Genomic DNA, 23,341 nt, shown 5'->3' with positions numbered 1-23,341 from the left:
CGCCGGCCCTATGCAACTTCAGAATTAAAAGCCCAGCAGCGCGGCAGCGCATGCCGGCGACTGCCTACCGTCGCCGGCACCAGAAACTGCGCAAGCGGCATGGCGCTGATCGGTGCGGCCAACGGTGTGGAATGGCCGCTCGTGGTGGACGGGGCGCTGTGCCTGCTGGCCTTCCTCGTGGTTTGGGCGGCGGTGCCACCGGACGCCAGGCGGCCTATGGGCAGGAAGCCCCCGCCCGTGAATCCGGTCGCGCCAGGGCTGTGGCCGTGGAGGGTGGCAAGCCCGATGTCGTGAATCGCCATCGTCTCCATCCAGATCATCGCGGGCTCCCACTTCCAGGACCGGCTTGGCCTCGAGACGGCGCAGGTCGGCCCGAGGCTGGTCATGGCGCTCACGACGACGGGCTGGCCCTGTTCGGCACGCAGATGCTGCACGCCAGGTTCCTCGGACGGCGGCGCATCATTGGCCGCCATCCGAGCGGCAAGGTGCCGTCGCGGGCCTGATCGCCACGATGCAGGGCGTGGCGCTGGTGGTGACGCCGGCCGTCAGCACCGCGCTGTACGGCATCGACCGATCGCTGCCGTTCGCCTGCCTCGCGGCATTGCTGTGCGAGCTGGCCGTTTTCTTCGCGCTGCCTTCGTTCCTCGTGGCACGGCGCGACTGGCACTGAGCAGGCCCGTCCGGGTCGCGGCCGCGCGCGGCACAATGCCTCGCACTCAGCGAGGAGAAGCCCCCATGAAAAAACGCATCCTGATCGCGGCGGTGGCCGCCTGCGCCCTCGCCCTGGCGGGCTGGAACTACGTCGCAGCGCACCGGCCCGTCAGCGAGCGTCTCGCGCAGGACGCGCGCAACCAGAAGGTCTCGCTCTGGGCATACCACCGGTATGGCGTCATGCCGTCCGTGCTGGTCATCGACCTGCGCAGAGTCGACGCCGACGCGGCGACGGTGGATGTGCTGAGGGCACTTTTCCAGAGCGCGCAGTCCCACAAGGCCAGGCGCTTCGACAAGGTCCTCCTTGCGCACAGAGGCACGCCGAAGTTCTCCCTCGACGGCGCGTACTACGCGCAACTCGGCCAGGAATTCGGCGAACAGAATCCGGTGTACACGATCCGCACGTTCCCGCAGAACGTGCGCAAGCTCGACGGCACGCCCGCCTACGAGACCTGGACCGGAGGCATGCTGGGGGTCCTGAGCAGGCAGATGGAGGACGTCAACCAGTTCGCCAGGGACTGGTTCATCGCCGACCTCGCGAAACAGGAAGGTGCGCAGCGCTGACAGTCCAGGCGGGCGGCACGCCGCCCTACTCCCTCAGCGTGAAAACCACCGAGAGATACGACACCGGCCCCGAATGGATCACTTCGATGCCATGCAGCACCGTCGCATCGAAGAGCAGCGTGTCCCCTGCCCCCACCTCCACCGCCTTCGCGCCGTAGCGGTAGGTGACCAACCCTGACAAAAAGTACAGGAACTTTAGCCCGGGATGCTGGAAGGTCACGTAGGGCCCGGCCTCCGGCAGCAGCGTCACCAGGTAGGGCTCGACGAACAGATTGCCCGACAGCGAGTGCCCCAGCAGCTCATACCGGTAGTCAGCCACGGCACCGATGCGGTCGACCACGAGCCCCTGCCCTGCCCGCACATGACAGAAGTCCGTGCGTCGGGCCTGATCCCCGAAAAAGCGCGACACCGGCACAGACAGTCCCTGCGCGAGCCGCTCCAGAGTCTCCACCGAGGGTGAAACCAGCCCCCGCTCGATGCGCGAGAGCATCGAGGCGGAGATCCCCGAGACCAGCGCCAGTTGGCCAGCGGACATCTCCGCCGCCATGCGCAGGGCCCTCACCTGAGCGCCGATGCGCGACGCGGACGAACTGCGAGCGACGGGTGCCGGTCGCCGCGGTCGGACGCGCGTTACCGAGGCTGGCAGGCGCAACGGGCGTCCCGTAGGGAGAGGCGAGGCGATGTGGCGATGCGTCATTTGGATTTCGTGCCCGCAAGGAAAGCCTGAACGGGAGAGTTCTGGCCGAGTTCTCCGACACCCCTTGCGATCCAAATTCGATACGGAGGGCGCCGCGCTCTCATTTTGTACCATACAAGCGGGTGCATAAAGAAGACCGTGCGATGAGAGTCATCGCATGCGATCGACGCAGGATCCCGCACTGCTGAAAGCCTTTGCGGCCGAGCTCAAAGCTCGGCGGGCAGTGCGCGGCTTCAATCAGGAGGAGCTTGGATTTGCGTCGGGACTCAATCGGACATTCATCGCCAAGCTCGAGACCGGCACCTCGAGCCCTTCGCTGACCAGCCTCGTTCTTCTGTGCAACGGGCTCGAAACAGATCCGGCAGAGCTCATGCACTCCCTCATGAAGCGCTACCGGAAGGAACTCCGAGCCAAGCCGGCAACCGGGTAGGGCCTTCAGCAGACCTCAATTCCCACGATCAGGCAGGACAGGCGGACGCGGATTCCCGCGCGCAGTCCCCTGATGTTCGGCATGCCGAACATCAGGATAGGAAGAGAAAGGGGTGCATCGCGCTGCCGATGCAACAGCGGGCCATCGACCGGATCACGCGCAATCGCACCTGGGGACGCCGACCTTCCTCCAAGCCAGCCGTGCTGCTGACCGCCCCTCAAACGATGAGCGCGGCCAGCATGGAACAGGCGAGCGTATCCTTCCGGCGCCCGCCGCCTTGGTCACGCCCTTTGACGGAGCGCCTTTTCGATCTTCTTGTCGGTCTTGTACTGCCCCAACCCATACACAGCCCAGATCGTCGCGGGCAGCCAGCCAATGATCGTGAGCTGGAGAACGAGGCAGATCACACCGGCAATCGGCCTGCCGATGGTGAAGAATGTCAGCCAAGGCAGGATCAAAGCAATCAGCAGGCGCACTTTTTCTCTCCTAGATCGTCGGACAGTCATTCAACCCGTTGGAATCTCAAGCCCCGCCGTGACCAGCTTGACGCCAAGCCACGCTGCCCACGAATTTCAGGCAGCGATGAAACCTGTTCGTCCGAACCCGAGACCAACGACTCGAAGCAGGATCACATCACATTGATGAGAATCAATGTAGAGGTGGAGCCAACTTTGCGTCACTCGCGCAGCGTGAACACCACCGAAAGGTACGACACCGGCCCCGAATGGATCACCTCGATGCCATGCAGCATCGTCGCATCGAACATCAGCGTGTCCCCTACCCCCACCTCGACCACCCTCGCGCCATAACGGTACGTGACCACCCCTGACAAAAAGTACAGGAACTTGAGCCCCGGGTGCTGGAAGGTCACGTACGGCCCTGCCTCCGGCAGCAGCGTCACCAAGTAGGGCTCCACGAACAGGTTGCCGGACAGCGAATGCCCCAGCAGCTCGTACCGATAGTCCGCCACGGCCCCGACGCGATCGACCACGAGCCCCTGGCCCGCCCGCACATGACAGAAGTCCGTGCGCCGGGACTGATCACCGAAGAAGCGAGACACCGGCACGTGCAAACCTTGCGCAAGCCGCTCCAGAGTCTCCACCGAGGGTGAGACCAGCCCGCGCTCGATCCGCGAGAGCATCGAGGCGGAGATCCCCGACGCCAACGCCAGTCGCCCAGCAGACATCCCCGCCGCCATGCGCAGCGCCCTCACCTGTGCTCCGATGCGTGACGCAGACGAACTCCGCAAAGGCTGCGACGATTTTTTGGGACGCGCGCGCGCGATCGATGCCGGCAACCTAGGCGACCGGGCGGTGGGAAACGGAGATGGAAGCCGGGAAGTTCGCATGAACGCATGCTCTTCGTAGATGCAGACGGCTCGCTGATTGTGACTCAAACACGGCTGACTTAAAAGCATCCTTCTCGAAGACTTCCCACGTGGTTGGCCCTAAGAATTCTTCGAAGCACCCCGCAGCGTCGGCGCGGGAAGTGCTCGCACTGAATTTGATCCGGCAACGCGGATTGAGGGGATGGTCGCAGGAAGCACTGGCCTTCGAGGCGGGACTGCATCGGACCTTTGTCGCTCACGTTGAGCGTCAAGCCCGCAACATTTCTCTCGACAACCTCGAGCGTCTCGCCTTGGCCTTGGAGATCCGGCCCTATCAGCTCCTCGAGGAATGAGGGCGTCCCCCTCTGCACGTTGATCCGTACTGCAAGGCCTTATAGCGCCGCGCCAACTCATTAGGCGCTGTGCACGCACGATGACTAAGTAGATGGGCCGCCTCGAAACGGAATCCTCTACCGGGGATGTCGACTAATCATCAAGGACCTGTGCGGCCAGCATTGAGATTGAATGAAGACGGGCCACCTTTCGGTGCCAACCGCCACCATCACAACCTTCGGCTGATCGCCTTTCGATCTTCTTGTCGGTCTTGTACTGCCCCAGCCCATATACAGCCCAAATCGTCGCCGGCAACCGGCCAGCCGGATTGAAGACTTGCTGCCGCATCGCTGGAAGCAGCCTGAACTCAAACAGGGCTCAGTGACAATGCAACCATGAAAGTGCAAAGGATCTGAGCTGCGGACATCTGCCGGGACGGCGGTTCATACAGCTTGTGCTTCGACGCAGATGACGGGCGCTGGTACGATCTCTTTTTGCAAGTTCAGCTCACTGGGAATGGACTACCCGTTCACCGACCGCCGGCGATTTACCTTGAAGGCGTGAGCGGCGGTCAAGCCGTGCAAACGCTGATCTGGTTCGAAGCCAAGCAGTTCATCGCACCCCTGAGGTACGACAGCCCTCGCTTCAGCGGATTGTTGAAGGTCATCGCCACCGAGGGCCGCCCGGAACGATAGATGGTCTCGGGTCGCACTTGCCGTCCTGACTTCGCCAGACGCTTGCGTTGCTAGCGCCGCCCAATCGTTAGAACAAATCCCCCTGCGTCCTTTGCCATCTTCAGTATCTTGATGGGCTTCAGAAACTGATCCGTTGAACTTGGAGAAAGTATCACTCCCGCTCGGTCCGGCGCTGCAATCAACGCACGAAGCTTCCTGTTATAGAACTGCGATGCCTCACTTCCGGCCTTCGTCGCCAGTTCATCAGCTTCGTTCAAGTGAAGCTCTGCGTCGGTGGCCCCGGCGAGAATTGCCTCTCGGGCGGCAAAGGTTGCTGCAAGTGCCGCATTCTCGATGCCCTCCTGCTTGCGGGCCAGGTCGATGGCTACCCTATATAGATCTCTTCCAGCCTCAGGATTTCCGCTACGGTAGCTAAGCAAGGCGAGATTCGCTGTGGCATGAACGGTCAGCAGCCCCCCGATATCCATGAGAGTCTTGAGGCGCGCCACGGTCTTGCCGAAGGTGTCTGGATCTTTGGCGTCTATCTGACCCGAACTCAATTCGGCAAATAAGACATTCATCTCCATTTCGGAGGAGAGCTTGCCGTCCGTCTTCGATATCTTTCGCGCAATACGCTGAATCAGATCGTAGTCGTCCAGCAAGGACGCGATGAACGTTGTCTCCATCTTCGGCCGCGCAGCGAAGGGTTCATCGTCCATCCATTGTCGACAGGCCGCGAAAGCTCGCGGGAAGTCGCCCTGCCGAAGCCCGATTTTGTAGCTGGCTTCAAATGCGTCTTCTCGCGCACTGACGAGTTTGCTCAGGCCGACAAATCCATCGCCGAGATGTTTCGCTTCCTTTGCCCAAATGACTTGAGCGAGAGTGTTTTCCGTCGGAACGATCAGACCGCGCTGCACCAGTTTTTTTGCTTGCTTTTTGTTTCCGCCTTCCAACTCCATCATGCCGATCGCCGTCGCCAGTTCGGAAACGTGGACTGCAGAGAAGCGATCGTATCGCAGTGCGTCATTCCCTGCCTTCCACGACTTGGGAACTTTGCCGGCCACGTGCGCGCACGCCAACTCGGCAGCCATCAACCAGGGATCGGTCTTCGTGCGGGGGTGATTAGCCAGAAGCTTGTGCGCCGCGGCATAGTCCTGCTGGTGCACCAGAAACCGAGAGGCAGTCCTCAGCATCCAACGGTGATCCGGAGCGAGTTGCAGCGCCGTCTGCATGCATCTGGTCGCCTGCTTCTTGTCGCCCTGAGCCGCATAGTGGCGGGCCATATCTGCCCACACAACTGCATTTCTCGGCGAGAGCTTCAAGAGCGATCGCCAACGCGCAACCTCAACAGCGCCGTTCGGGGACGGTAGTTCCCCAGGAGCAGCTTCGTTTGCGAGTCGTAGAAGCGGAGCTGGCGCACTATCGGCATTCTGGCGAATGTAAGCAGCGCAGCGTTTGGCTCCGTCGGCATTCCCTTCCAGGAGGGCCTCAGTAAGGGCCTCTGACGCGGTGCCGAGATTTCGGTCCGCGAGGAATGCGCGCAGTGCTTGCCCTCTTTCGTCAAGGGCGAGCGACGCCCGGATGGAGGGCTTCTTCAAGGCAGTGAAATCTGCCGAGGAAGACGCCAAGCCAGAAGGGCGCCAACGAGGAACGATCCGTCGCTGAGTCTTGTCGCGAAGCACGATCAGTTCCTGGTCTTGACCGCTGCGCTCTTCGCCAGTCGGTCGAAGCGCGAGACGAATGCGTCGATACCGACTGTATTGCCGCTTCGCTGACGTGCAGCAGCGTCGCCCCTCACCCGGTAGTCAGGGTCGCATGCAGCAACAATGATTTGGCCAAGGTCCTCGGCTGCCCAAACGGGAAAGTTCGCCTGCGAATCGGCGATGAATTCGGTCAAGGCCTTCTTCAATATGGGTAGAGCTGTTTCATAGTCACACCCAGCTTCGCCTCCCCATAGGTACGGCCTCATGCCTGAAGGTAGTGCTTGTGCCAGCCTTGCGGAGAGGACCACGCCGGTGAAAAGAAATGCGGCCAGGGAGCCGAGGTGGTAGATGTCACAACCCTCGCGGCGATCCTCCCATCGCTCAGGTGTAATCCCGAAAACCTGCTCCGGGGGGGCATAGGCGACAGCGCCGGGAAGTGGGGCTGCATCATGTAGGGCACTCAGGCCTCGGCGGGAAGAACGCCCGAGGTCGCCGAGCTTGGCCAGGGCGCCTCCTTGCTCAAACACCAAGACGTTGGATGGCTTCAAATCCTGATGAGAAATGTCGTTGCGGTGGAGTTGCTGAATACCTATCGCCACATCATGCAAGACCCTGAATTTCCAAGCGGCGTCGATCTTCTCGCTAGCACCAATAGCTTTGCGAACGTCACCATCGGCCATCTCGAACATGATGAAAGGCACCTCGAGCCCAAGGAGCGAGCCTGGCAACTCCAACTGACCGCTATCGATGACCTCCACCACCCGATCCAGCTTGGCCTTTCTGCATACCTCCAGGATTGCGCTCTCGAACGAGTGGTTGTCCGTCATCTCCTTCAGGCGCTGCATCAGGGTCTTGCCGCTGTTCTTGTTTTCTATAACGCCCTGGACGTCAATCGCTTTAACGAAAGCCTTCCTCGTGCCTTTCGTTGCGATGTAGCCCACCGAGAAATAGCCCCCCGTTTGATCCTCAGCGCCAGGTTCACCGCTACGAGGTAAGCGCTCCGTCACCAGCCATCCACCTCCAAGGGTTTGCCCTATCAGATCAAACGCAGGATTTGTCGCAGCCGCCGGGGCAGCAATTGCGGGTATCGCACTCATCTCTTGTAGCTCCTCCACTGGACCGTTGCGGTCGATTACTTGCCCAACTTTTCCTTCTGGGCGCGCCTGAATTGCAGGTATTCCAGAAGCTCCACTTCCTCTTCGGGGCTCAGGTTCAGCTCCGCAAGTGCGCTGGACTTGCGTGCAGTTCCTCCTCGCTTGCTACCGGTGGAGATGTATCCAGCCATCTCCATCAGCTGTTCATAGTTGATTTTGTAGGCCGCAGCCAACGCATGAAGGATATTGGGAGACGGCTGCTGGATCTTCCCGCTCTCCACCTGGCTCAAGTACGCGTTGGAAACAGATTTCTTGGTCAGGTCTTCCACGTGGCGCAGGGAATAGCCACGGTCTTTACGGACTGCCGCCAAGTGCGCGCCAAGAAGGCTCGGCATTCGCCCTACGGATTCATTCAACTCGGTCATGACCGAAGTATGCATCCGATTGCTAAGTTTATCAAGCACCTAGATTGGCCGCTAAGTAAGGCAGAGGCTTCAAGCCGGCTTCTCCTGGGAAACCGAGCCACAGCCACATCCGAATCGCGCTCATTTCTCTCGGTAAAAAGTTCAATCTCCCCTAAGCGAACATAGCTTATCATTAGCATGCTTGACATTATTAGCACAACCCACTAAATTGAGGCCACTGGTCAATTTGGGTCAGGCAGTTACCGAAGCACAGGCGGGCAAAGAAGGGCGACTTATGGAAAGCAGATTTGAATCAGGCGTCGAGGATGTCGCGGCCGCGGTCGCTGATGGGCGCGCGTTACGTGGCGACGGGCCTTATGGCATCTTGATCGGGGACGAAAATCTCGTCTATCGAACTGCGGTCGTACCCTCGGCCGTTGTGACGGGCTCACAGGTGCTCGCAGCAGCAGGCGTGACGAATCCTGTCGAACACATTGCGTTCCAGCTCTTGCTGGACGGCCAACTGGAAAGTTTGCGCCCCGACGAGCATGTTGATTTGCGTACGGCAGGCACAGAGCGATTTGTGGTGTTTCGCAGCGATCGGACCTTCCGCCTCTTGGTCGACGATAGGACATTCGACTGGGGCGCGAGTCAGATCACTGGCGCCACGATCAAGCGGCTGGCTGGCGTCAAGACGCACGCTCATGACGTTTGGCAAGTCCTGCCTGTTGGCGGAGACCATATCGTCGGCGACAGCGATTTTGCCGACCTGACCACCCCTGGCGTGGAACGCTATGTGATCAAGCCAATTTTGGTTCGGATCATTGTGAACGCGCGGCCACGGGAGGTCCACAAGCGAATGCTCAGCTATTGGGACGTAGTTAAGATGGCCTTCCCTGACGCGGTCCCGCAACCCAACACGGTCTACTCGATCACCTATGCGCGTGGCCCACACCAAAACCCAGAGGGCTCGATGGTCGACAAGCAGCATGTGTGGATCAAGGACGGGATGACTTTCTATGTCACAGTTACTGATAAGTCGTAGTGCAGACCTCAAGCGGCTACGCGATGCTGGATATGAGGTGGAGGTCCGCTCCAACTACTTGTTGGTCCACGCGGTACCTTACCTCGATGCTGCCGGCAACCTGCTGTACGGGACGCTCGCCAGCGAGTTGACGCTTGCATCACCGCTACAAACTGCGGCACCAAGCACGCACGTCGCCTATTTTTTTGGTTCCTATCCCCACAATGCTGACGGGACGCGAATCACTGCCTTGGAGCACGGAACAGGGCCATTTCAATGGGCAGAAGGGCTTGCGCCCAACTTTTCATTTTCGAATAAGCCTCGTTCGGGCGCGTTCATCGACTACTTTGAAAAGATGGTCAGCTATGTGAACGTCATCTGGCATCAGGCCCGCGCAAGATATCCCGACTGCGATCCAATGACATTCCGGGTAGTGGAGCCTCAGGAGTCGGACTCGGTGTTCGAGTACGAAGACACGGCATCGAGCCGCGCCGGAATTCAGATGATTGCGCAGCAGATGAAGAACCAGAAGATTTGCATCGTCGGAGTAGGCGGGACCGGCGCTTACATCTTGGATCTGGCAGCCAAGACTCACGTTGCAGAAATTCACATGTTCGATGGAGATCGGTTCAGGCAACACAACGCTTTTCGCGCGCCCGGCGCAGCGTCGCGCGACGATCTAGAAAAAGGATTGCCAAAGGTCGAGTACCTGAGAGAACGATATGCACAGATGCGACGAGGCATCATCAGCCACGACACATACATTTCGGAAGCGAATGTCGCAGAGCTATCACAGTTCGACTTTGTGTTTGTTTGCGTGGATCGCGGATCTGCCAGGCGAACGATACTCGATTTCCTAAGTGGCACAAACGTTCCGTTTATTGATGTTGGGATGGAGGTCCAAGTTGTTGAGGAGACCAACAGACTCTGGGGTACTTGCCGGGTGACGACGAGCACGCCAAGCATGCGCGAACACTTGGCCACAAGAGTATCGACAGGGGACCGCGAGGCGGACGAACTGTATCGCAGCAACATCCAGGTGGCTGAACTTAATGCCATGAACGCGGTGCTCGCCGTGATCCGATGGAAAAGGCTCTGCAACTATTACCACGACGACAGTGGTGATCACGACTGCACGTTCACCAGCAGCCTCAACAAGATCGTCAACAACGAGGTCAGGCTTTGACGCACAGCCGACTCGCCCATCGATTCGTTGAGTACGTTCCAGACGCCTTGGAAGAAGGCGTTCTCTACGTTTCTATGTCGTATTCATTGGCCGCACACCGATGCGCATGCGGCTGCGGTCTCGAAGTAGTCACCCCGCTATCACCAACGGACTGGACGCTGCTATTCGATGGTGAAAATGTTTCGCTCGAGCCATCTATCGGGAATTGGAGCTTTCCCTGCCGATCGCACTACTTCATCCGGCAGGGGAAGATCAAGTGGGCAGCCAATATGTCCGAAGACATGATTGAACGTGGCAGACAAAGGGACCGTGTATCCAAGCAAGCGCACTATGCCAAGCGATCCGAGGTTCGGCGCGACGAAGAAAATGCTCCGATTACTCAACTGAATGAACCTGCAGGGCCACCTGCGCAGAAATCCCGTTCGCGATGGGTGTGGTTCATCGACCTATTCAGGTAACCGAGAGATGACCCTGTAGACATATGACTGTGATCAAGGAATCAGTCCGCCGGGCTGTTGATGAGTTGCCTGCGATAGCTTTGCAAAAGCTTCTACGTCGAAAAACCAAAGAAGTAGGCATCGAGATCTCAGCGAAGATAGCAAAATCCTTCGCGGCTCATGTGATGAATGGCTCGCCCGGTAAGTTTTCCTGGAAACAAGGTAGATCAAGCTCGATTCGCGAACTTGAATTGGTCTTCACGAATGCCGACCTGAAAGAACTCGAAGCCACAGTTGCAAGGATGAGAGAAGCTCTGCCCGAGACTATTGCCAAGGCAGCGAGCAAAGTCAGTCTGCTCTATTTCGAAGGCCTATGTGAAAAATGGGTTGTCGAGTCAGCGAACCAATCGGAAGAGCAAGAAGGCTTTCGTCAACGTCTAGAAGAGCGTTGGGGCGGCGGGCTCAGCTTTCTGCGGATGCTGCTCACCTGTTGCCGCGAACTTGGCCGGGAGACACTCATGCGGCACCGAAAATCCCGTGCCCGCGGACATGTACATCGTAGATGGGTGCTGGTCCGACTTCACACGCGAGCATGCCAAGTTGCGGATGAAGTCATCTGCCTTATGGAGAATGGCTTCGCTGACGGGGCAATGGCGCGCTGGCGGACGCTGCATGAACTCGCTGTCACGGCTGCCGTGATCTCGGAGGGTGACGAGAATCTGGCAGAACGTTACATACTTCATGACGCCGTCGATGTAAAGCGCCAGGCGGACGATCACGATGCAACACAGGTGCCGTTGGGCTTTGCACCTGTGGGAAAGCGCGAGCGAAGCCAGATCGAGCGCCAATATAAGCGGGTCATTGATCGATTCGGTCCAACATTCGCTCATCCATATGGATGGGCTGCGGACGCACTGAACCTCAAGAAGCCGACTTTCAAGGATTTGCAAAAGTCGGCCGGCCGCGAGTCAATGAACAGCTACTACAAGTTGGCCTCCTTCAACGTCCATGCAGGTGCTCGAAGCCTGTTTTTCAATCTCGGTTCAATGGCTGACGAAGGCGTACTCCTGGCAGGACGCAGCAACGCCGGTCTTCTTGAACCAGGCGTACGCACAGCGCAGACGCTAGCGCTTATCACCAGCCTCTACCTGGGACGAGACACTGATTTGGACCGCCTCACTGAGTTAAACAGTATTCTTCATGTCAAGGATGCTGTAGCACCTGCACTTCTTGCCGCAGACACGCTCCTTCGCAAAGATGAACTTGCGCGTCGAACCAAGTTGGAGAAACGGCGAACAAAAAGAGTCGCAGTTGAGCAAGCTGATCGTCCTTCCTCAATGGCTTGATACTTCTGAAATCGAGAGATTAACTTTGGCTATTGGCCATGAGCTGCCGCTTTCGCCAAAAAATCTGAGAGGCGGCAGCGTGAAGCGCCAGTAGTCAAGAGTCCTATAAGTCAATATACGTTCACCCAAGAGGGGAAAGTTAAGCAATTTCGATCCCACCACTCACCCTTACTTTCCATGCGTGACGCACAAGTCCTCGATTTTTCTGAGGGCGTAAGACAGCTAACGTTGAATCCTCACAATCAAGCCCGAATGCGAATCCTTCTCGACGCGAGCGGTCTTCGCTTTCAATTTCCTCAACATACACACATCTGCCCGGAGGCGTCTCAAACAAATGTCAGGACTTATCAACGCTCACAACCTCGGGTACCTCGTGGTGCTGTTCATGGTTGTCATGACGGTGCGAGGTCGCGGTCCAGGCTCGTTCTGCGTTCTTGTCGCATCATTGATTCTGATCGGGCTTGCGATCGGACACGTTTTCTCGTCGGACGTGTTCAAGGAATCAATTTCTGTCATGAGCGAGCACGGGGGGATTTCGTCCGTCGAAGCCAAGGTTGGCCGCACGGCCATTGAGCGATGGGACGTCATCATCTCGCTGCTGCTCGGCGGTCTGGGAGTCAACATGTTTTGTGGCTGGCTGACCTCCGTGCCAAGCACTCGCGCTCAAAGGAGCTAAGACACAGGCCCGAGTGCCAGGAGGCCTGATCGTCTCCACTCACTCAACTACATATACTGTGCGAGCAATCCGATCTCGTGCTCACCATAGAAAATCCAGGCCTCGCCATTCGAGCCCATCCACGACGCGACGTCCTCCGGCGGCGGGTGCCGGTTCTGCAAATCGATCAACAGATAGGTCTTGCTCACTGCGAGATGGCATTGGCAATCATGAGCCGCGACGTCGCGCGCGTCGCACCGACATAGAACAAGCGCATCTCTTCCAGTGCCTCGCGGCCTTCCTTCACGCCCTCCTCCTGGCCCGCACCGGCCTGGCGTGCCCCCATCACCGCAACCACCGGAAACTCCAGCCCCTTGCTGGCATGCAGGGTCATCACCTTGATGGTGTCCGCGCTCGGGTCGAAATCATGCGTGCCCTTGCGCACCTTGTGCGGCAGGCGGCGACGCCCCAGCGCCCGCGCACATTCGTCCATCAGCGCCCAGCTCCGGCACAGCACCGCCATGTCGCCCCAGGCATGCCCCTCGTTGTGCGCACTGGCCATGAGTTCCGCAATCCGGTCGGCCTGCGCCTGGGTACTCGGCAGATCGATGACGATCGGCTCCGGCCCTTCCCTGCCGCAGCTCACCGGCTGGACAAGCGGAACGCCGTCGTCGTCCTTCTCCTGGGGCCGCAGGAGCTCGGTCGCCATCGCACTCGCCGTCTGCAGGATCTGGCGGGTGTTGCGGTAGTTGATCCTCAGGATCGTCGTACGGCCCTGCGCCTGCACGCCCACGCTCTTGAAACTGAAGGGCTTGCCGCTGCGCTTGTCGTAGATGCTCTGCGCATCGTCGTACAGCAACAGCAGGCTGTTGGTCGCCGGGTCGACCATCTGGGTGACCAGCTTGAGCCACTCAGGTGCGAAGTCATGGCCTTCGTCGACCAGCACCGCCAGGTACTGGCCCGACGGGATCATCTTGCGGTCCACTCCCTCGATGACGTTGCGCACCATCTGCTCCATCTTGGCGCCCACCGGAAGGTCGTTGGGTGGCAGCGGCTGGCCGAACGCCACGAGCTGGTCCCGGCACCATTTGTGGAAATGCCGGACCTGGACACGCTCGGCCAATCCCTTGGCCTGCATCGTAGCCTGCAGCTTCACCGCCAGCGGCTCGTTGTAGCAAAGCACGAGCACCGGATTGTGCGAATCCACCGCGGCCTTGGCCAGGTACTCGGCGCGGTAGCCCAGGATCATGGTCTTGCCCGATCCCGCGACACCGTGGATGACGCGGTGGCCGTCGCCTAGGCTGCGCGCCAGCTGTTCCTGCTGCAGGTCCATCACGCGCAGGAGGTCGGGGATCGTCGCCGTGTCGTCCGCGTCGTCGAAGAGCGCGCCCTGCTCCGGCACCCGCACCTCCGGAAACAGGTTCCAGCGCACCCGGTCGATCTGTGGCAGCGACAGCGTGCCGCGCATCAGCACCGGGAACATGTCCCAGAGCCGGCTCTGGAAGTCCTCCGGCTCGGCATCCTCCAGCATCTCGTCGGAACAGACCACCCGGTTGGGCTCGATCGCGCTGCCGAGCCCCGCGGACTCGAACTGCTTGCGCGTGATGCGCGTGAGCACAACCCCGTAGCTCCACGGAAAGGTGAGCATGCCCTTCCACTTGCCCTCGTGCTGGATCAGCTGAGGGTCGCGCTTGAGGGCATCGACGACCTGCTGCGCCTGGTGGCGGGCCTGCTCGACCGGATTGGACACGCTCTTGGCCACCCCATCCGGCGCGATCAGCCAGTCGCCGCGGCTGGCCTGCTGGATGGTGTCCAGGCGCCAATCCTTGGTCTCCAGGATCAACAGGCCCCGGCTGGGATGCAGCACCACGAAGTCGGGGTGGCACAGCTTGGGACCGATGGGCACGTCGTACCACAGCAGGTAGTCTTCATCGAGCTTCTGCTGCAGCCGCTCGGCCAATCGCCGCTCACCCGGGGTCATCCGGGCGACGCAGGTGCTCAACGCAGGAATCAGGACGGCCATTGAAGAGATGACATCGAGGAGTCGATGAAAGCAAGCTACCGTAACAAGCAGTGGCCGTCAATCGCGTTCAACGCCAGCAGGCCCCACGGAGGAATGCACCTTGAACCCCGCCGTTCATCGGAGCGCCTTCGACCGGCCGAATCGAAGCAAAGCCGCGGGGCCGCCCGCGCCGGTTCAGGGGACATCTAGAGCGTCATTCCCGCATACATCGCCACGCGCTTGTCCCTGAACTTTCCCGGCGCGTAGCTGGCGAGCCACTCCTTGGGATCCTCCTTCAGGAACTGCGGCGCATCCTTGGGCGTGCGCGACTTCTCTCCGCGCATGCGGGAGGTGACTTCCACGACGGATCGATAGTAGTAGTGAAAGAACAGGCGATTGAATTCGGTGAAGTAGATGTCGGCCACACGCCGGTCGCCTCGCACGATGATCATGTTTTCGTCATTGCTGCGCGTGGACGGCTCCGAGAAATTGGCGGACCCCGTGACCACCACGGGATCGGCCCCCAGGGGATCCACCAGCATGAATTTCGAGTGGATGTAGGCCACGTGGCTGTTGAGCTCGAGCATGCGGGCGTTCGTTTCACGCGCGAACTGATAGGCCGCATCCTGCAGGTAGGAGCCGAAGGCCTTGTAGACGTTGTTCTTCGCGTTGATCGGCTGCCACTCGTCTTTGTCCTTGCTCTTCGGGTTGGGCTGGTCCTCCTTTTCGAGCAGCAGGAAGGTCAGGGCACTCATGCTGTTCTTCTTCAACAGCGACTCGCGAAACTGCTTCCCGACGCCGAAGGCTAACGTAATGCAGGCATGGGTCTGGGCCCCCGAGAGCATCGCGACGTAGCGCTCGAGCATCTTGAGCCCAGCACGCGGGCTGAAGATCGGGGTGATGCCTTGGGCGATCGCGTCGTCCTCCGTCAACGTCGGACTCAGTTGCTCCACGGCGGTGGTGAAGGCCTTGTTGGCCGCCCGGCCTTCGGCGGTCTTTCCGTCCGCTGCGCCCGGGTCGGCCCCGAGTAAATTCCAGTAGGCGGCGAAGCCCTCGGCGGTGTCGCTGTCTCGCACCCAGTGGCCGACATTCGTCTGGCCGTGAATACCACCCACAGACAGGTTGGTCGACCCTGTCCAGACCTGCGATGCGCGCGGCTCGCCCTTCCTGCGCAGCACCATGAACTTGTTGTGCTGGATGTCATTCGCCCGCATCTCGCGCAGGACATAGTGCTTCGTCGGCAGCTTGACCAACTTGAGCATCGCGAGGTTCTCCGTGCGCGGAAAAGCCTCGTGGAACTTGCCCTTCTTGTCCGTGGATGCGTTGTCCTTGGCATCCACGATCAAGCGGACCCGGACCCCCTTCTCCGCGGCCTGGGCAAAGGCCCGGGCGGCCGGCTCGTATCGGAACTCATAGAAGCACCCGAACAGTTCGTCGCCCGCCTTGGCCTGTTCGATGAAGGCAAGCAGGGCCTCGTCGAGGCTGCGGCTGAGCCATTCCATCGCACGCGCGCGCTCCTTCGGGTCGGCGATGTCATCCGGCTTCATGTTGTGGAACTCGCGCGCGTACGCCTGGCTGCTGGCGACCCCGCGGTTGAAGAAGACGTCGTGTGTGCCCTTGGTGAACAGCTTCTCCGTCTTCACATCGATGGATACCGGCTCGGCCGAGCGGTCAAGGTTCTTGGGCTTCCCCCTGACAGGGTAGAAGTTGTAGGTGTAGTCTCGACCGTCCTTGGCGGTGAAGTCGTCCCACACGAAACTCTGGATCGGATGGTCGAAGGTCGAGACGCGCGTGGACTCGTCCGGGTTGGGGATGACGGAGGGGAAGACCTTCATGCCGTACACGAAGTACTTCTCCCCGCTTCGAGGATCGACCCGCTCCACCGCGAAACCCAGCAGCCCCTTTCTCGCCGTAGCAGAGGCCGAGATGCCGAACGATATGGTGTTGACGCCGGCAACGGCAAAGATCTGGAAGCCGCCCTTCTTTTCAGACTTAAAGCGCATAGGTCCCCCTCTCAACGTTGACGTAGGCGGGTTTCTGGTCCCCAGTTATGACGCCATCAAGACAAGCTTGCGGGAACCCAAGAGCGAGTTTGGCGAGGTCCCCGTCCACACCTGCGCCTCAAGCCATGAATATGCGAGACAGAAGCCGGCTCGGCATCCCACAAACAAGGTAGCGATGCAGTGCCCGTTCGCGCAGTACGATTTCGGCCTGCCTGAGAATGCGGATGCGCGGCGACAGATGCCACGCACCCGTTCTCGACAGCCCAAGGTTTGAGTTCGCTGACCCGCTCGACGACCGATCCAGGCGCCGGGCGCTGCGCTGAGGAGAGAGAGGCATCGGCATGTCGAATTCTTCCGGACTGCTCGCGCGCCGTTTCGGCACAGCTTGCCTCTGCCTGCTCTTTTCAGCCACGAGCTTGGCACAGTCGCCGGTCATCGCGTGGTCGGACACGGCCGCAGGAACCACCTTGACGGGGACATTGGATGCACTGCGCAAGGCCGCCGCAGTTCAGCCGGAGATAGGAGTGGAGCTCGACGCGGCGCGCGCTCGGCTGGCCGTTGTCTTCGTACCCGGGATTCTTGGCTCCGAACTCACAGCGCCCAATGGCCAGAACATCTTCGGCCGCCTGGAGAACCCCGGTTCCCTCATTTCCCGCCTCGAGCTCCCAGAAGAGCTGGTGGACGAACAGGCCGAGTCCGGCGTGAAGGCGGCACTCCTGCGATCGATCGGTCCGATGGACTTTTACGGCGATGCCTTCTCAGCGATCGAGAATTGGGGTACAGCCAACGGCGTCAAGGTATTGGCATGCGGCTACGACTGGCGGCGAGACATCCGTTCGGGCGCGCGCGATCTCGACAGGTGCATCTCCGGCTTGGAGGCAAAGCATTCCGATCTGGTGATCGTCGCTCACAGCATGGGCGGCTTGGTGAGCTGGACGTGGGCCAGCAAGCACGCCCGCGGCGAGTACGGACACGGCCGTCGCGTGCTCCAGTTGACAATGCTCGGGTCTCCCCTGCGCGGCAGCTGCGAGATCGTGCGGATGGTGCAAAGCGGCTACATCCAGCCCACCCGCGATGATCAACTTCAGGTGCGAAGCACCTTGAAGGCGCTGACCTCCTGGACCGAGAAACTGGCCGACGCGTTCCAGAACGGCGTTGCCGCGCAATTCACGCAGGGCATCCGCCCGCTGCTGCTGAGCTGGCCCGGTGCCATCGAGCTCAGCCCGCCACCGTCTGACAATGGGGACATCGTCTCCTGCGTGGGCGTTCCCGCAGGGAATGATCAGCCCGAAGGAACACCAGGCACCAGCTACTACGACGTCGCATTTTGGGCCCTCCCCGCGGGCAAGCAGATGCTTCGCAAGGGCAGCAGCTCCGAGAGCTATGCCCTTCCTGCTTCATTGCCCAAGGTGCTCGCGAAAGCCAGAGAGTTCCGCTCGCAGTTCCAGCCCGCGCCACTCGGCTATCCCACCTGGCTGTACTACTCACGCATCTGGAAGGTGCCCGACCAAGCCGGCTACCGGGCACCCTACATCTCCGAGTACGACCAATGGGGGTCGACCTGGGGCGATGGACGCGTCCCCTACGCGAGCGCCATGAACCAGCCGAGCGTCGGGACTTTCTCGCGGCGAATGGGCGTGGAGAGCGTTCATGGCAATCTTCCGGGCGACCCTAATTTCTTCGATGACTACTTCGGCAACCACCTGCCACAGGCGCTCGCCGCCATCTGGGTTTCCGATATCGCGCAGGCAGCGACCCTTCGCCCCGACTGGATGGCCGCCATTGCAAAGTTCATGTCGAACGGCCCGGATGCCGCGCAAATACGCGCATCACTGGAACCGCAAGGGGCGGCCAATAAGGAATCGCGGCTGCTCCAGGGGGCTCTGGATTCCATCGCCAACTTCAATGCGCTTCTGTGCCAGAAGCGCGGTGACTGCGCCGCCTCCTATTCAATTGCCAAGGCCAAGGTCGCAGCGGCACCGGCGGCGAACCGAAGCGCGGTTGCATTGAAGCAATTCGGGGCCTCGGCGCGCATTCTTGACCAGGGCAATCCTGACTTCGCATTCGCAGAAGGCAACCGCGGCTTGGCCCTGGCCAAGCAACTCGACTGGAAGGCCGCCTCGATGAGCCTGACGCGCGCCGAATATGGCGTCAGGGAGTTGGAAGCTGTGAAGGAGCAGCTCTCCAGGCCCGAGGCCGACTTCGCGAGCACGTTGCGCAGGAACCTTGGCAAGTCGCTTCTCGAGTCAGGGCAATGCAGGGAGGCAGAACCGTACCTTCGCACGGCGGCCGTCGGTTGGCCCTATGCCAAGGAGGCGCTGACCAGGCCCTGCAACGATGTCGAATCGGGCCTGCAATATTGCTTCGACCAAGGGGACTTCTGTCGGAGGTCCCCCACCGCCAGATGAAGAGAGTCAGCGGTCTGACTAGGCGAGCGCCTTCTCCGCGGTTCGGACGGTTTGCACGATCATTCGCGCAGCCAGACGTGCCCCGCGTCGTGCTCATCGCGCCTTTGCCTGACCGCAAACACAAGATCATCCGCATACGGAGGACCAACCCAATGGGCATTCAATTCGCCGCGGTGCACGAACGAAACGGATGGCGCCAGCATCCGAAGCACACGACCCTCGAGAAGGCGATCTCGGGGAAGGATGGGGCGAAGAATCTACTGCGCAATCTCGGTCGCGCGCCGGACAGGATTGCCAGCCACGGACAGGTGCGAGCCGTCTTCGTCTGGGATGACGATGAAGAGGAGGCTCATGGATTCCGGCTCAAGCCAGGGGACAGCCTCGGGATCGAGCATGTACGCCTTCCCGTTCTTCTTCTATCGGGGTTCAAGCCAGGGGATGGCCCGTCCCCGATGCAGATCGAAGCATGGTTCGCATCGCATCTAAACGTCGGCGAAGTCGATGGGGATGCTGACGTTCTCGGCGTCAACCCCGACAGCGCCCCACTCAGCCGTCATGCCACACGATCACCGGAACCTCGGAGCCGCGCATATCGCTACGGCGATAAGCCTACGTGGGAAATAGTCTTGGACGCGGTGCGCGAATTCGGCCGCCCGGCTTCTTCCGCAGAGGTCGGCGAACTCATCGCATCGAGGATCCCGGATTTCGTCAAGTCAAACATGGGACCGGATCTTTCGGTTCTATCGGTGAACTGCAACTCCCGCGGCAACCATGCCGTGAATCTGAAACCACGAAGAACCGACACGGGGCATCCTTACGATCAGCTCATACGTAGAGGCAGGGGTCGGGGCGTGCTGTTCGACACGTACAAGCCCAATATCGATGGTGTCTGGGAACTCGCCGACGTTGGCGATATGGTCCTGCGGCCCCGATTCCTCGGCAATGCGGATCTCGCCGAACTCGACGACGCACGCGACGCCGCCTCGACGGCAGGGATGTTCGATCCTTCAGAGGATGCGCGTCGCCGCATCATGGCGGCCATCGTTCAGCGTGACGGTCAACCGGAGTTCCGCAAGGCGCTGCTGACTGCCTACGGCGGCGCGTGTGCCATCTCAGGCTGCAGGGTCGAGGCACTTCTCGAGGCGGCACACATCATTCCCTACAAAGGCGTGCACACCAATCTGGTCGGCAACGGCCTGCTACTACGATCGGACCTCCACAAGCTGTTCGACCTGCACCTGCTATGCGTCGACTCCAGGACTAGAAAGATCCGGCTGAGCGCAGCGCTTGGCAACTCCGAGTACGCAAGCTTCAATGACGTGCCACTGCGAGAGCCCATAGACCCGAGCATGGCCGCACTTTCTGAAGCCTTGAAACATCACGAGCTGAGGTGCGGCTGGCTCAATCTTGAATCGTGACGTGTTGATTTCCCACCCAGGGCCGGCTCGCTTTTTCACGGAGCCTTGACCCGCATGCTGTTGGACACACGCGTGTCCGAACAAGGGGTGAAGGCAAATACGCTAGGTCGGCGCTTGATGGAACCGTAGGTCAGATGGGCGCGGAAATCTATACCGGAAATCCCTTCTTCGCCCGCATGGCCTCAAGCTCGCCTGCGGGCGAACGCAGGCAAGCTGCGCTGGTACGGCAAGAAAACGTGGAACTCAGGCGACGGCCAACACTTGCTTCTTGAACTGCGGCTTTGGCCGTGCCTTACGAGGTGCTGCTGGTGTGTGAAAACCTGGAACCGCTGCTGCAGCTGCACGAATTCACCTGGCTGAACGAGCACGTGAAGGGACGGCCCTGCATGGCCATCTATCGGGGCGGGCCGCGCCTCTTCGGCACCGACGCGGCCGCAAGGCTGCTCGCGCACGACGACCGCCCTACCCTCGCCTTCTTCGACTTCGACCCCAAGGGACTGTCGATGGCGGCGTCATTACCCCGGCGAGAGGCCGTCTGTCTGCCGCCTTGGCCTGCATTGCGTGAGGCCGTGCTGGCTCAGAAGCGCACGCACCTCTATACGAACTCCTACCAGCACAGTTCGGCGCATCTGGACGCCGTCGACGATGCTTCGATCACTCTGGCCTGGGGCCGGCTGCGTAGCCTTGCGACCGGCCTCAATCAGGAAGGCTTTCCCCGCTGAGCGGATCATCAGCGTGATTCGCCCCGCCGTTGCGAGTCGGCGTGATTGAGCAATTCAAGCGACCGCCGGCGCTTCGCCGCAAACATTCAAGAACTGACCTCGGACGGCAGCGTCTTCGGCCGCAGCATTCACTCACTGCTGCCAAAGAGGGATGTGGCGTCATGACCGAACGCTCTCTCAGCAGTCCTGATACGCGCACGTTCGTGAGCCCGACCGGCATAGCAAGAGAGGGGCTTTCTCCCAATATGGGCACTCAAGCATATATTGGCTTGCCATATCGTTGTACATCGTTTCTGCAGCCGGCGACATATGCCCCGCCTCTGCCATCTTGAGCCCGTCGGAACGCCGTGCGATGCGGTGCGGTGCGGTGCGAAGATGGGTCAGTGGGATGAATGAAAACGCTTTGGAGAACGGAATTGCAGGCAACACACATCAAAGACTTCTACCTCGCCTACGTCGCTTGTCTCAATGCGCAGGACTGGTCTCGGCTTGGCGACTTCGTTGAGGCCGACGTGCGTCACAACGACCGGCAGCTCGGTTTGGCGGGCTATCGGGCGATGCTTCAAAACGACTTCGCCACTATTCCTGACCTTCGCTACGAAGTGGAGTTGCTGGTCGCGGATGTGAACTGCGTGGGGAGCAGACTTCGATTCGACTGCTCGCCTCAAGGCGAGTTCTTGGGCCTGACCGTGAACGGCAAGAGGATCGTGTTCTCGGAGAACGTGTTCTACGAACTTCGCGATCACAAGATCGCTCGGGTCTGGTCCGTCATCGACAAGTCAGCAATTGAAGCGCAACTTCCATAAGCGTTAGGTGAATGGCTGCCGCCGGCACAGGCCGCAGCCCCGGCGTGCGGCGTGTGATGGTCTTGGGCTCGTAGTGAACGTCACGCCGCGGCAGGTCTGATGGCAGGGCTGGCGTTGAAGGGTGTGCCTATCCGCCGGCTTCCTTGTCGTGGTCTGAAGCTTCTCGACCTCGCGGGCCAAGGCATCGAGGTCTTCGTCCATGACCCGTTCGAGCAGGCTACTTTACTCGGCGCTGAAGCGCTCGGAGGCCTCAGAGAACTTGGCCGCTTGAGTGCCGCTATCGAGAGCGACCTTCCGCTACGCGGCCGTGGTGCTGTCGTTCCGCTTTGCTGCGGCCGATGGGGTCGAGCCGAAGCGGCGGGCACGCGCGCTGTCGCTCGTCATGGCCGGAGGCGTGGCCGCGGGCGTCGTGGGGCCGCAACTGGTGACATGGACGATGGACCTGTGGCCTGCGCACACGTTCGCTGCCACCTTCCTCGTGCAGGCTGCGGTCGCGGCAGTCTCGGCATTCATCCTCATGGGTGTGCGGCTGCCGATGCCTTCGGCCGCCGAAATCGCCGGCGGGCGGCCATTAGCGGTGATAGCACGACAGCCGCGCTTCGTGGCCGCAGCCATCTGCGGCGCCGTGTCGTACATGCTGATGAATTTCCTGATGACGGCCGCGCCGTTGGCGATGCACATCTGCGGGCATTCCCAGGCATCGGCCAATCTGGGCCTGCAATGGCATGTCATCGCCATGTACGCACCCAGCTTCTTCACGGGCCACCTGATCGCGCGTTTTGGCGCCGGGCGCGTCGCGACCGTCGGCCTGGTCCTCACCGGCCTGTCGGCGGCAGTCGGGCTCGGCGGCATCGACGTGGCGCATTTCTGGTGGGCCTTGATCCTCCTCGGGCTTGGTTGGAACTTCGGCTTCCTCGGCGCATCGGCCTTGGTGCTGGAATCTCATCGCCCCGAGGAGAAGACTCGGGTGCAGTCCCTCAACGACTTCATCGTGTTCGGCCTGATGGCGATCGGCTCCTTCTCCTCCGGGGGGTTGCTTTCGGCCTATGGATGGAACACGGTGCTGTGGGTCTCGTTCGTCCCGCTGAGCCTGGCGACGGTCGCACTGATTTTCGCCCTCGGGCGAAGCGCTGCTGCAGCGAAGAATGAGAAGGCGGCGTTTCAGCAGAAGCAGCGCAACGAACCACCGAACTCGGATGGCGCCTGCGCTGGCTCGAGACCGTGCCCCGGTTGATCGACTGCTGGGAACTTCGTAGCAAAATGCGCACGGCCCCACGTTCCCAGCACCGATGGCTCGCCATCGGAATGCCATGGCACCTATGAGAGATCAGCCAAGGCGTTCTCCGCCGCCACCGACGAGCGCGGGAAGAGCGGATGGGCCGGACCACAAAAAAGAT

At 60.6% G+C, this 23,341-nt stretch carries 23 protein-coding genes and 1 pseudogene; 14 read left to right on the top strand and 10 right to left on the bottom strand.

Annotated features, from left to right (window positions below):
* Positions 1–8: 8 nt before the first annotated feature.
* Positions 9–434 (bottom strand): hypothetical protein, encoded by a 426-nt coding sequence (locus ABL844_RS32680; RefSeq protein ID WP_418132224.1) that lies wholly within the window; start codon positions 432–434, stop codon positions 9–11.
* A gap of 77 nt (positions 435–511) precedes the next feature.
* On the opposite strand from ABL844_RS32680, the gene ABL844_RS32675 reads away from it, so the two are divergent.
* Positions 512–670 (top strand): hypothetical protein, encoded by a 159-nt coding sequence (locus ABL844_RS32675; protein WP_418132222.1) that lies wholly within the window; start codon positions 512–514, stop codon positions 668–670.
* A 65-nt stretch (positions 671–735) separates the two neighbouring features.
* On the top strand, positions 736–1,275 hold the full coding sequence (locus tag ABL844_RS32670; RefSeq protein WP_418132220.1) for a hypothetical protein: 540 nt from the start codon (positions 736–738) through the stop codon (positions 1,273–1,275).
* A 25-nt stretch (positions 1,276–1,300) separates the two neighbouring features.
* Here the strand turns inward: ABL844_RS32670 and ABL844_RS32665 are convergent, their stop codons facing one another.
* Complete coding sequence (locus ABL844_RS32665) at positions 1,301–1,822, bottom strand: helix-turn-helix domain-containing protein (RefSeq protein ID WP_418132296.1); 522 nt, start codon at positions 1,820–1,822, stop codon at positions 1,301–1,303.
* Positions 1,823–2,129: 307 nt separating this feature from the next.
* Here ABL844_RS32665 and ABL844_RS32660 point away from each other — a divergent pair, with 307 nt between their 5' ends.
* Complete coding sequence (locus tag ABL844_RS32660; RefSeq protein WP_418132218.1) at positions 2,130–2,402, top strand: helix-turn-helix domain-containing protein; 273 nt, start codon at positions 2,130–2,132, stop codon at positions 2,400–2,402.
* 281 nt (positions 2,403–2,683) lie between these two features.
* Here ABL844_RS32660 and ABL844_RS32655 read toward each other — a convergent pair whose 3' ends face one another.
* On the bottom strand, positions 2,684–2,878 hold the full coding sequence (locus tag ABL844_RS32655; protein WP_184641781.1) for a YqaE/Pmp3 family membrane protein: 195 nt from the start codon (positions 2,876–2,878) through the stop codon (positions 2,684–2,686).
* Between the two features lie 200 nt (positions 2,879–3,078).
* Complete coding sequence (locus tag ABL844_RS32650; protein WP_418132295.1) at positions 3,079–3,600, bottom strand: helix-turn-helix domain-containing protein; 522 nt, start codon at positions 3,598–3,600, stop codon at positions 3,079–3,081.
* 239 nt (positions 3,601–3,839) lie between these two features.
* On the opposite strand from ABL844_RS32650, the gene ABL844_RS32645 reads away from it, so the two are divergent.
* Positions 3,840–4,082 (top strand): helix-turn-helix domain-containing protein, encoded by a 243-nt coding sequence (locus ABL844_RS32645; protein WP_418132216.1) that lies wholly within the window; start codon positions 3,840–3,842, stop codon positions 4,080–4,082.
* 725 nt (positions 4,083–4,807) lie between these two features.
* Here the strand turns inward: ABL844_RS32645 and ABL844_RS32640 are convergent.
* The 3 genes from ABL844_RS32640 to ABL844_RS32630 form a co-directional block, all read right to left on the bottom strand.
* Positions 4,808–6,334 carry a hypothetical protein gene (locus ABL844_RS32640; RefSeq protein WP_418132215.1) on the bottom strand — a complete coding sequence of 509 codons (1,527 nt, stop codon included), beginning with the start codon at positions 6,332–6,334 and terminating at the stop codon, positions 4,808–4,810.
* 86 nt (positions 6,335–6,420) lie between these two features.
* The gene (locus ABL844_RS32635; protein WP_418132214.1) at positions 6,421–7,536 is read right to left on the bottom strand and encodes a protein kinase domain-containing protein; all 1,116 of its coding nucleotides are present in this window, start codon (positions 7,534–7,536) and stop codon (positions 6,421–6,423) included.
* 35 nt (positions 7,537–7,571) lie between these two features.
* Positions 7,572–7,958: a helix-turn-helix domain-containing protein gene (locus ABL844_RS32630; RefSeq protein WP_418132213.1), complete on the bottom strand. Its 387-nt coding sequence runs from the start codon at positions 7,956–7,958 to the stop codon at positions 7,572–7,574.
* 274 nt (positions 7,959–8,232) lie between these two features.
* Between ABL844_RS32630 and ABL844_RS32625 the strand changes: the two genes are divergently transcribed.
* The 5 genes from ABL844_RS32625 (at position 8,233) to ABL844_RS32605 (ending at position 12,606) form a co-directional block, all read left to right on the top strand.
* Complete coding sequence (locus tag ABL844_RS32625) at positions 8,233–8,982, top strand: multiubiquitin domain-containing protein (protein ID WP_418132212.1); 750 nt, start codon at positions 8,233–8,235, stop codon at positions 8,980–8,982.
* Entirely contained in the window at positions 8,957–10,147 is a 1,191-nt protein-coding gene (locus ABL844_RS32620; protein ID WP_418132211.1) for a ThiF family adenylyltransferase, read from the top strand. The genes ABL844_RS32625 and ABL844_RS32620 overlap by 26 nt, the downstream gene beginning before the upstream one ends.
* A 74-nt stretch (positions 10,148–10,221) precedes the next feature.
* Entirely contained in the window at positions 10,222–10,605 is a 384-nt protein-coding gene (locus ABL844_RS32615) for a DUF6527 family protein (protein WP_418132294.1), read from the top strand.
* A gap of 23 nt (positions 10,606–10,628) precedes the next feature.
* Positions 10,629–11,930: a DUF5677 domain-containing protein gene (locus tag ABL844_RS32610; RefSeq protein WP_418132210.1), complete on the top strand. Its 1,302-nt coding sequence runs from the start codon at positions 10,629–10,631 to the stop codon at positions 11,928–11,930.
* A gap of 334 nt (positions 11,931–12,264) precedes the next feature.
* Positions 12,265–12,606: a hypothetical protein gene (locus tag ABL844_RS32605; RefSeq protein ID WP_418132209.1), complete on the top strand. Its 342-nt coding sequence runs from the start codon at positions 12,265–12,267 to the stop codon at positions 12,604–12,606.
* 47 nt (positions 12,607–12,653) lie between these two features.
* Here the strand turns inward: ABL844_RS32605 and ABL844_RS32600 are convergent, their stop codons facing one another.
* The 3 genes from ABL844_RS32600 to ABL844_RS32590 all read right to left on the bottom strand — a co-directional run bounded on the left by ABL844_RS32600 (position 12,654) and on the right by ABL844_RS32590 (position 16,590).
* Positions 12,654–12,794 carry a hypothetical protein gene (locus ABL844_RS32600; RefSeq protein WP_418132208.1) on the bottom strand — a complete coding sequence of 47 codons (141 nt, stop codon included), beginning with the start codon at positions 12,792–12,794 and terminating at the stop codon, positions 12,654–12,656.
* Positions 12,791–14,608 (bottom strand): 3'-5' exonuclease, encoded by a 1,818-nt coding sequence (locus tag ABL844_RS32595; protein WP_418132207.1) that lies wholly within the window; start codon positions 14,606–14,608, stop codon positions 12,791–12,793. Before ABL844_RS32595 ends, ABL844_RS32600 begins: the two co-directional genes overlap by 4 nt.
* A 185-nt stretch (positions 14,609–14,793) precedes the next feature.
* A complete protein-coding gene (locus ABL844_RS32590; RefSeq protein WP_418132206.1) occupies positions 14,794–16,590 on the bottom strand; it encodes a phospholipase D-like domain-containing protein in 1,797 nt (598 codons plus the stop codon).
* A 341-nt stretch (positions 16,591–16,931) separates the two neighbouring features.
* Here ABL844_RS32590 and ABL844_RS32585 point away from each other — a divergent pair, with 341 nt between their 5' ends.
* The 5 genes and pseudogenes from ABL844_RS32585 to ABL844_RS32565 all read left to right on the top strand — a co-directional run.
* Positions 16,932–18,998, top strand: a complete 2,067-nt coding sequence (locus ABL844_RS32585; protein ID WP_418132205.1) for an esterase/lipase family protein — start codon at positions 16,932–16,934, stop codon at positions 18,996–18,998.
* Between the two features lie 152 nt (positions 18,999–19,150).
* A complete protein-coding gene (locus tag ABL844_RS32580; RefSeq protein WP_418132204.1) occupies positions 19,151–20,416 on the top strand; it encodes an HNH endonuclease in 1,266 nt (421 codons plus the stop codon).
* A 287-nt stretch (positions 20,417–20,703) separates the two neighbouring features.
* Positions 20,704–21,138, top strand: a complete 435-nt coding sequence (locus ABL844_RS32575) for a DUF7281 domain-containing protein (RefSeq protein WP_418132293.1) — start codon at positions 20,704–20,706, stop codon at positions 21,136–21,138.
* Between the two features lie 416 nt (positions 21,139–21,554).
* Complete coding sequence (locus ABL844_RS32570) at positions 21,555–21,944, top strand: ester cyclase (RefSeq protein ID WP_418132292.1); 390 nt, start codon at positions 21,555–21,557, stop codon at positions 21,942–21,944.
* Positions 21,945–22,242: 298 nt separating this feature from the next.
* Positions 22,243–23,097 (top strand): annotated as a pseudogene (locus ABL844_RS32565) (MFS transporter); the annotation flags it as partial.
* Positions 23,098–23,341: the final 244 nt, after the last annotated feature.

Source organism: Variovorax sp. 278MFTsu5.1, assembly GCF_048305045.1.
Taxonomy (GTDB): Bacteria; Pseudomonadota; Gammaproteobacteria; order Burkholderiales; family Burkholderiaceae_C; genus Variovorax; species Variovorax guangxiensis.
This window is presented reverse-complemented; position numbering and strand designations above follow the sequence as displayed.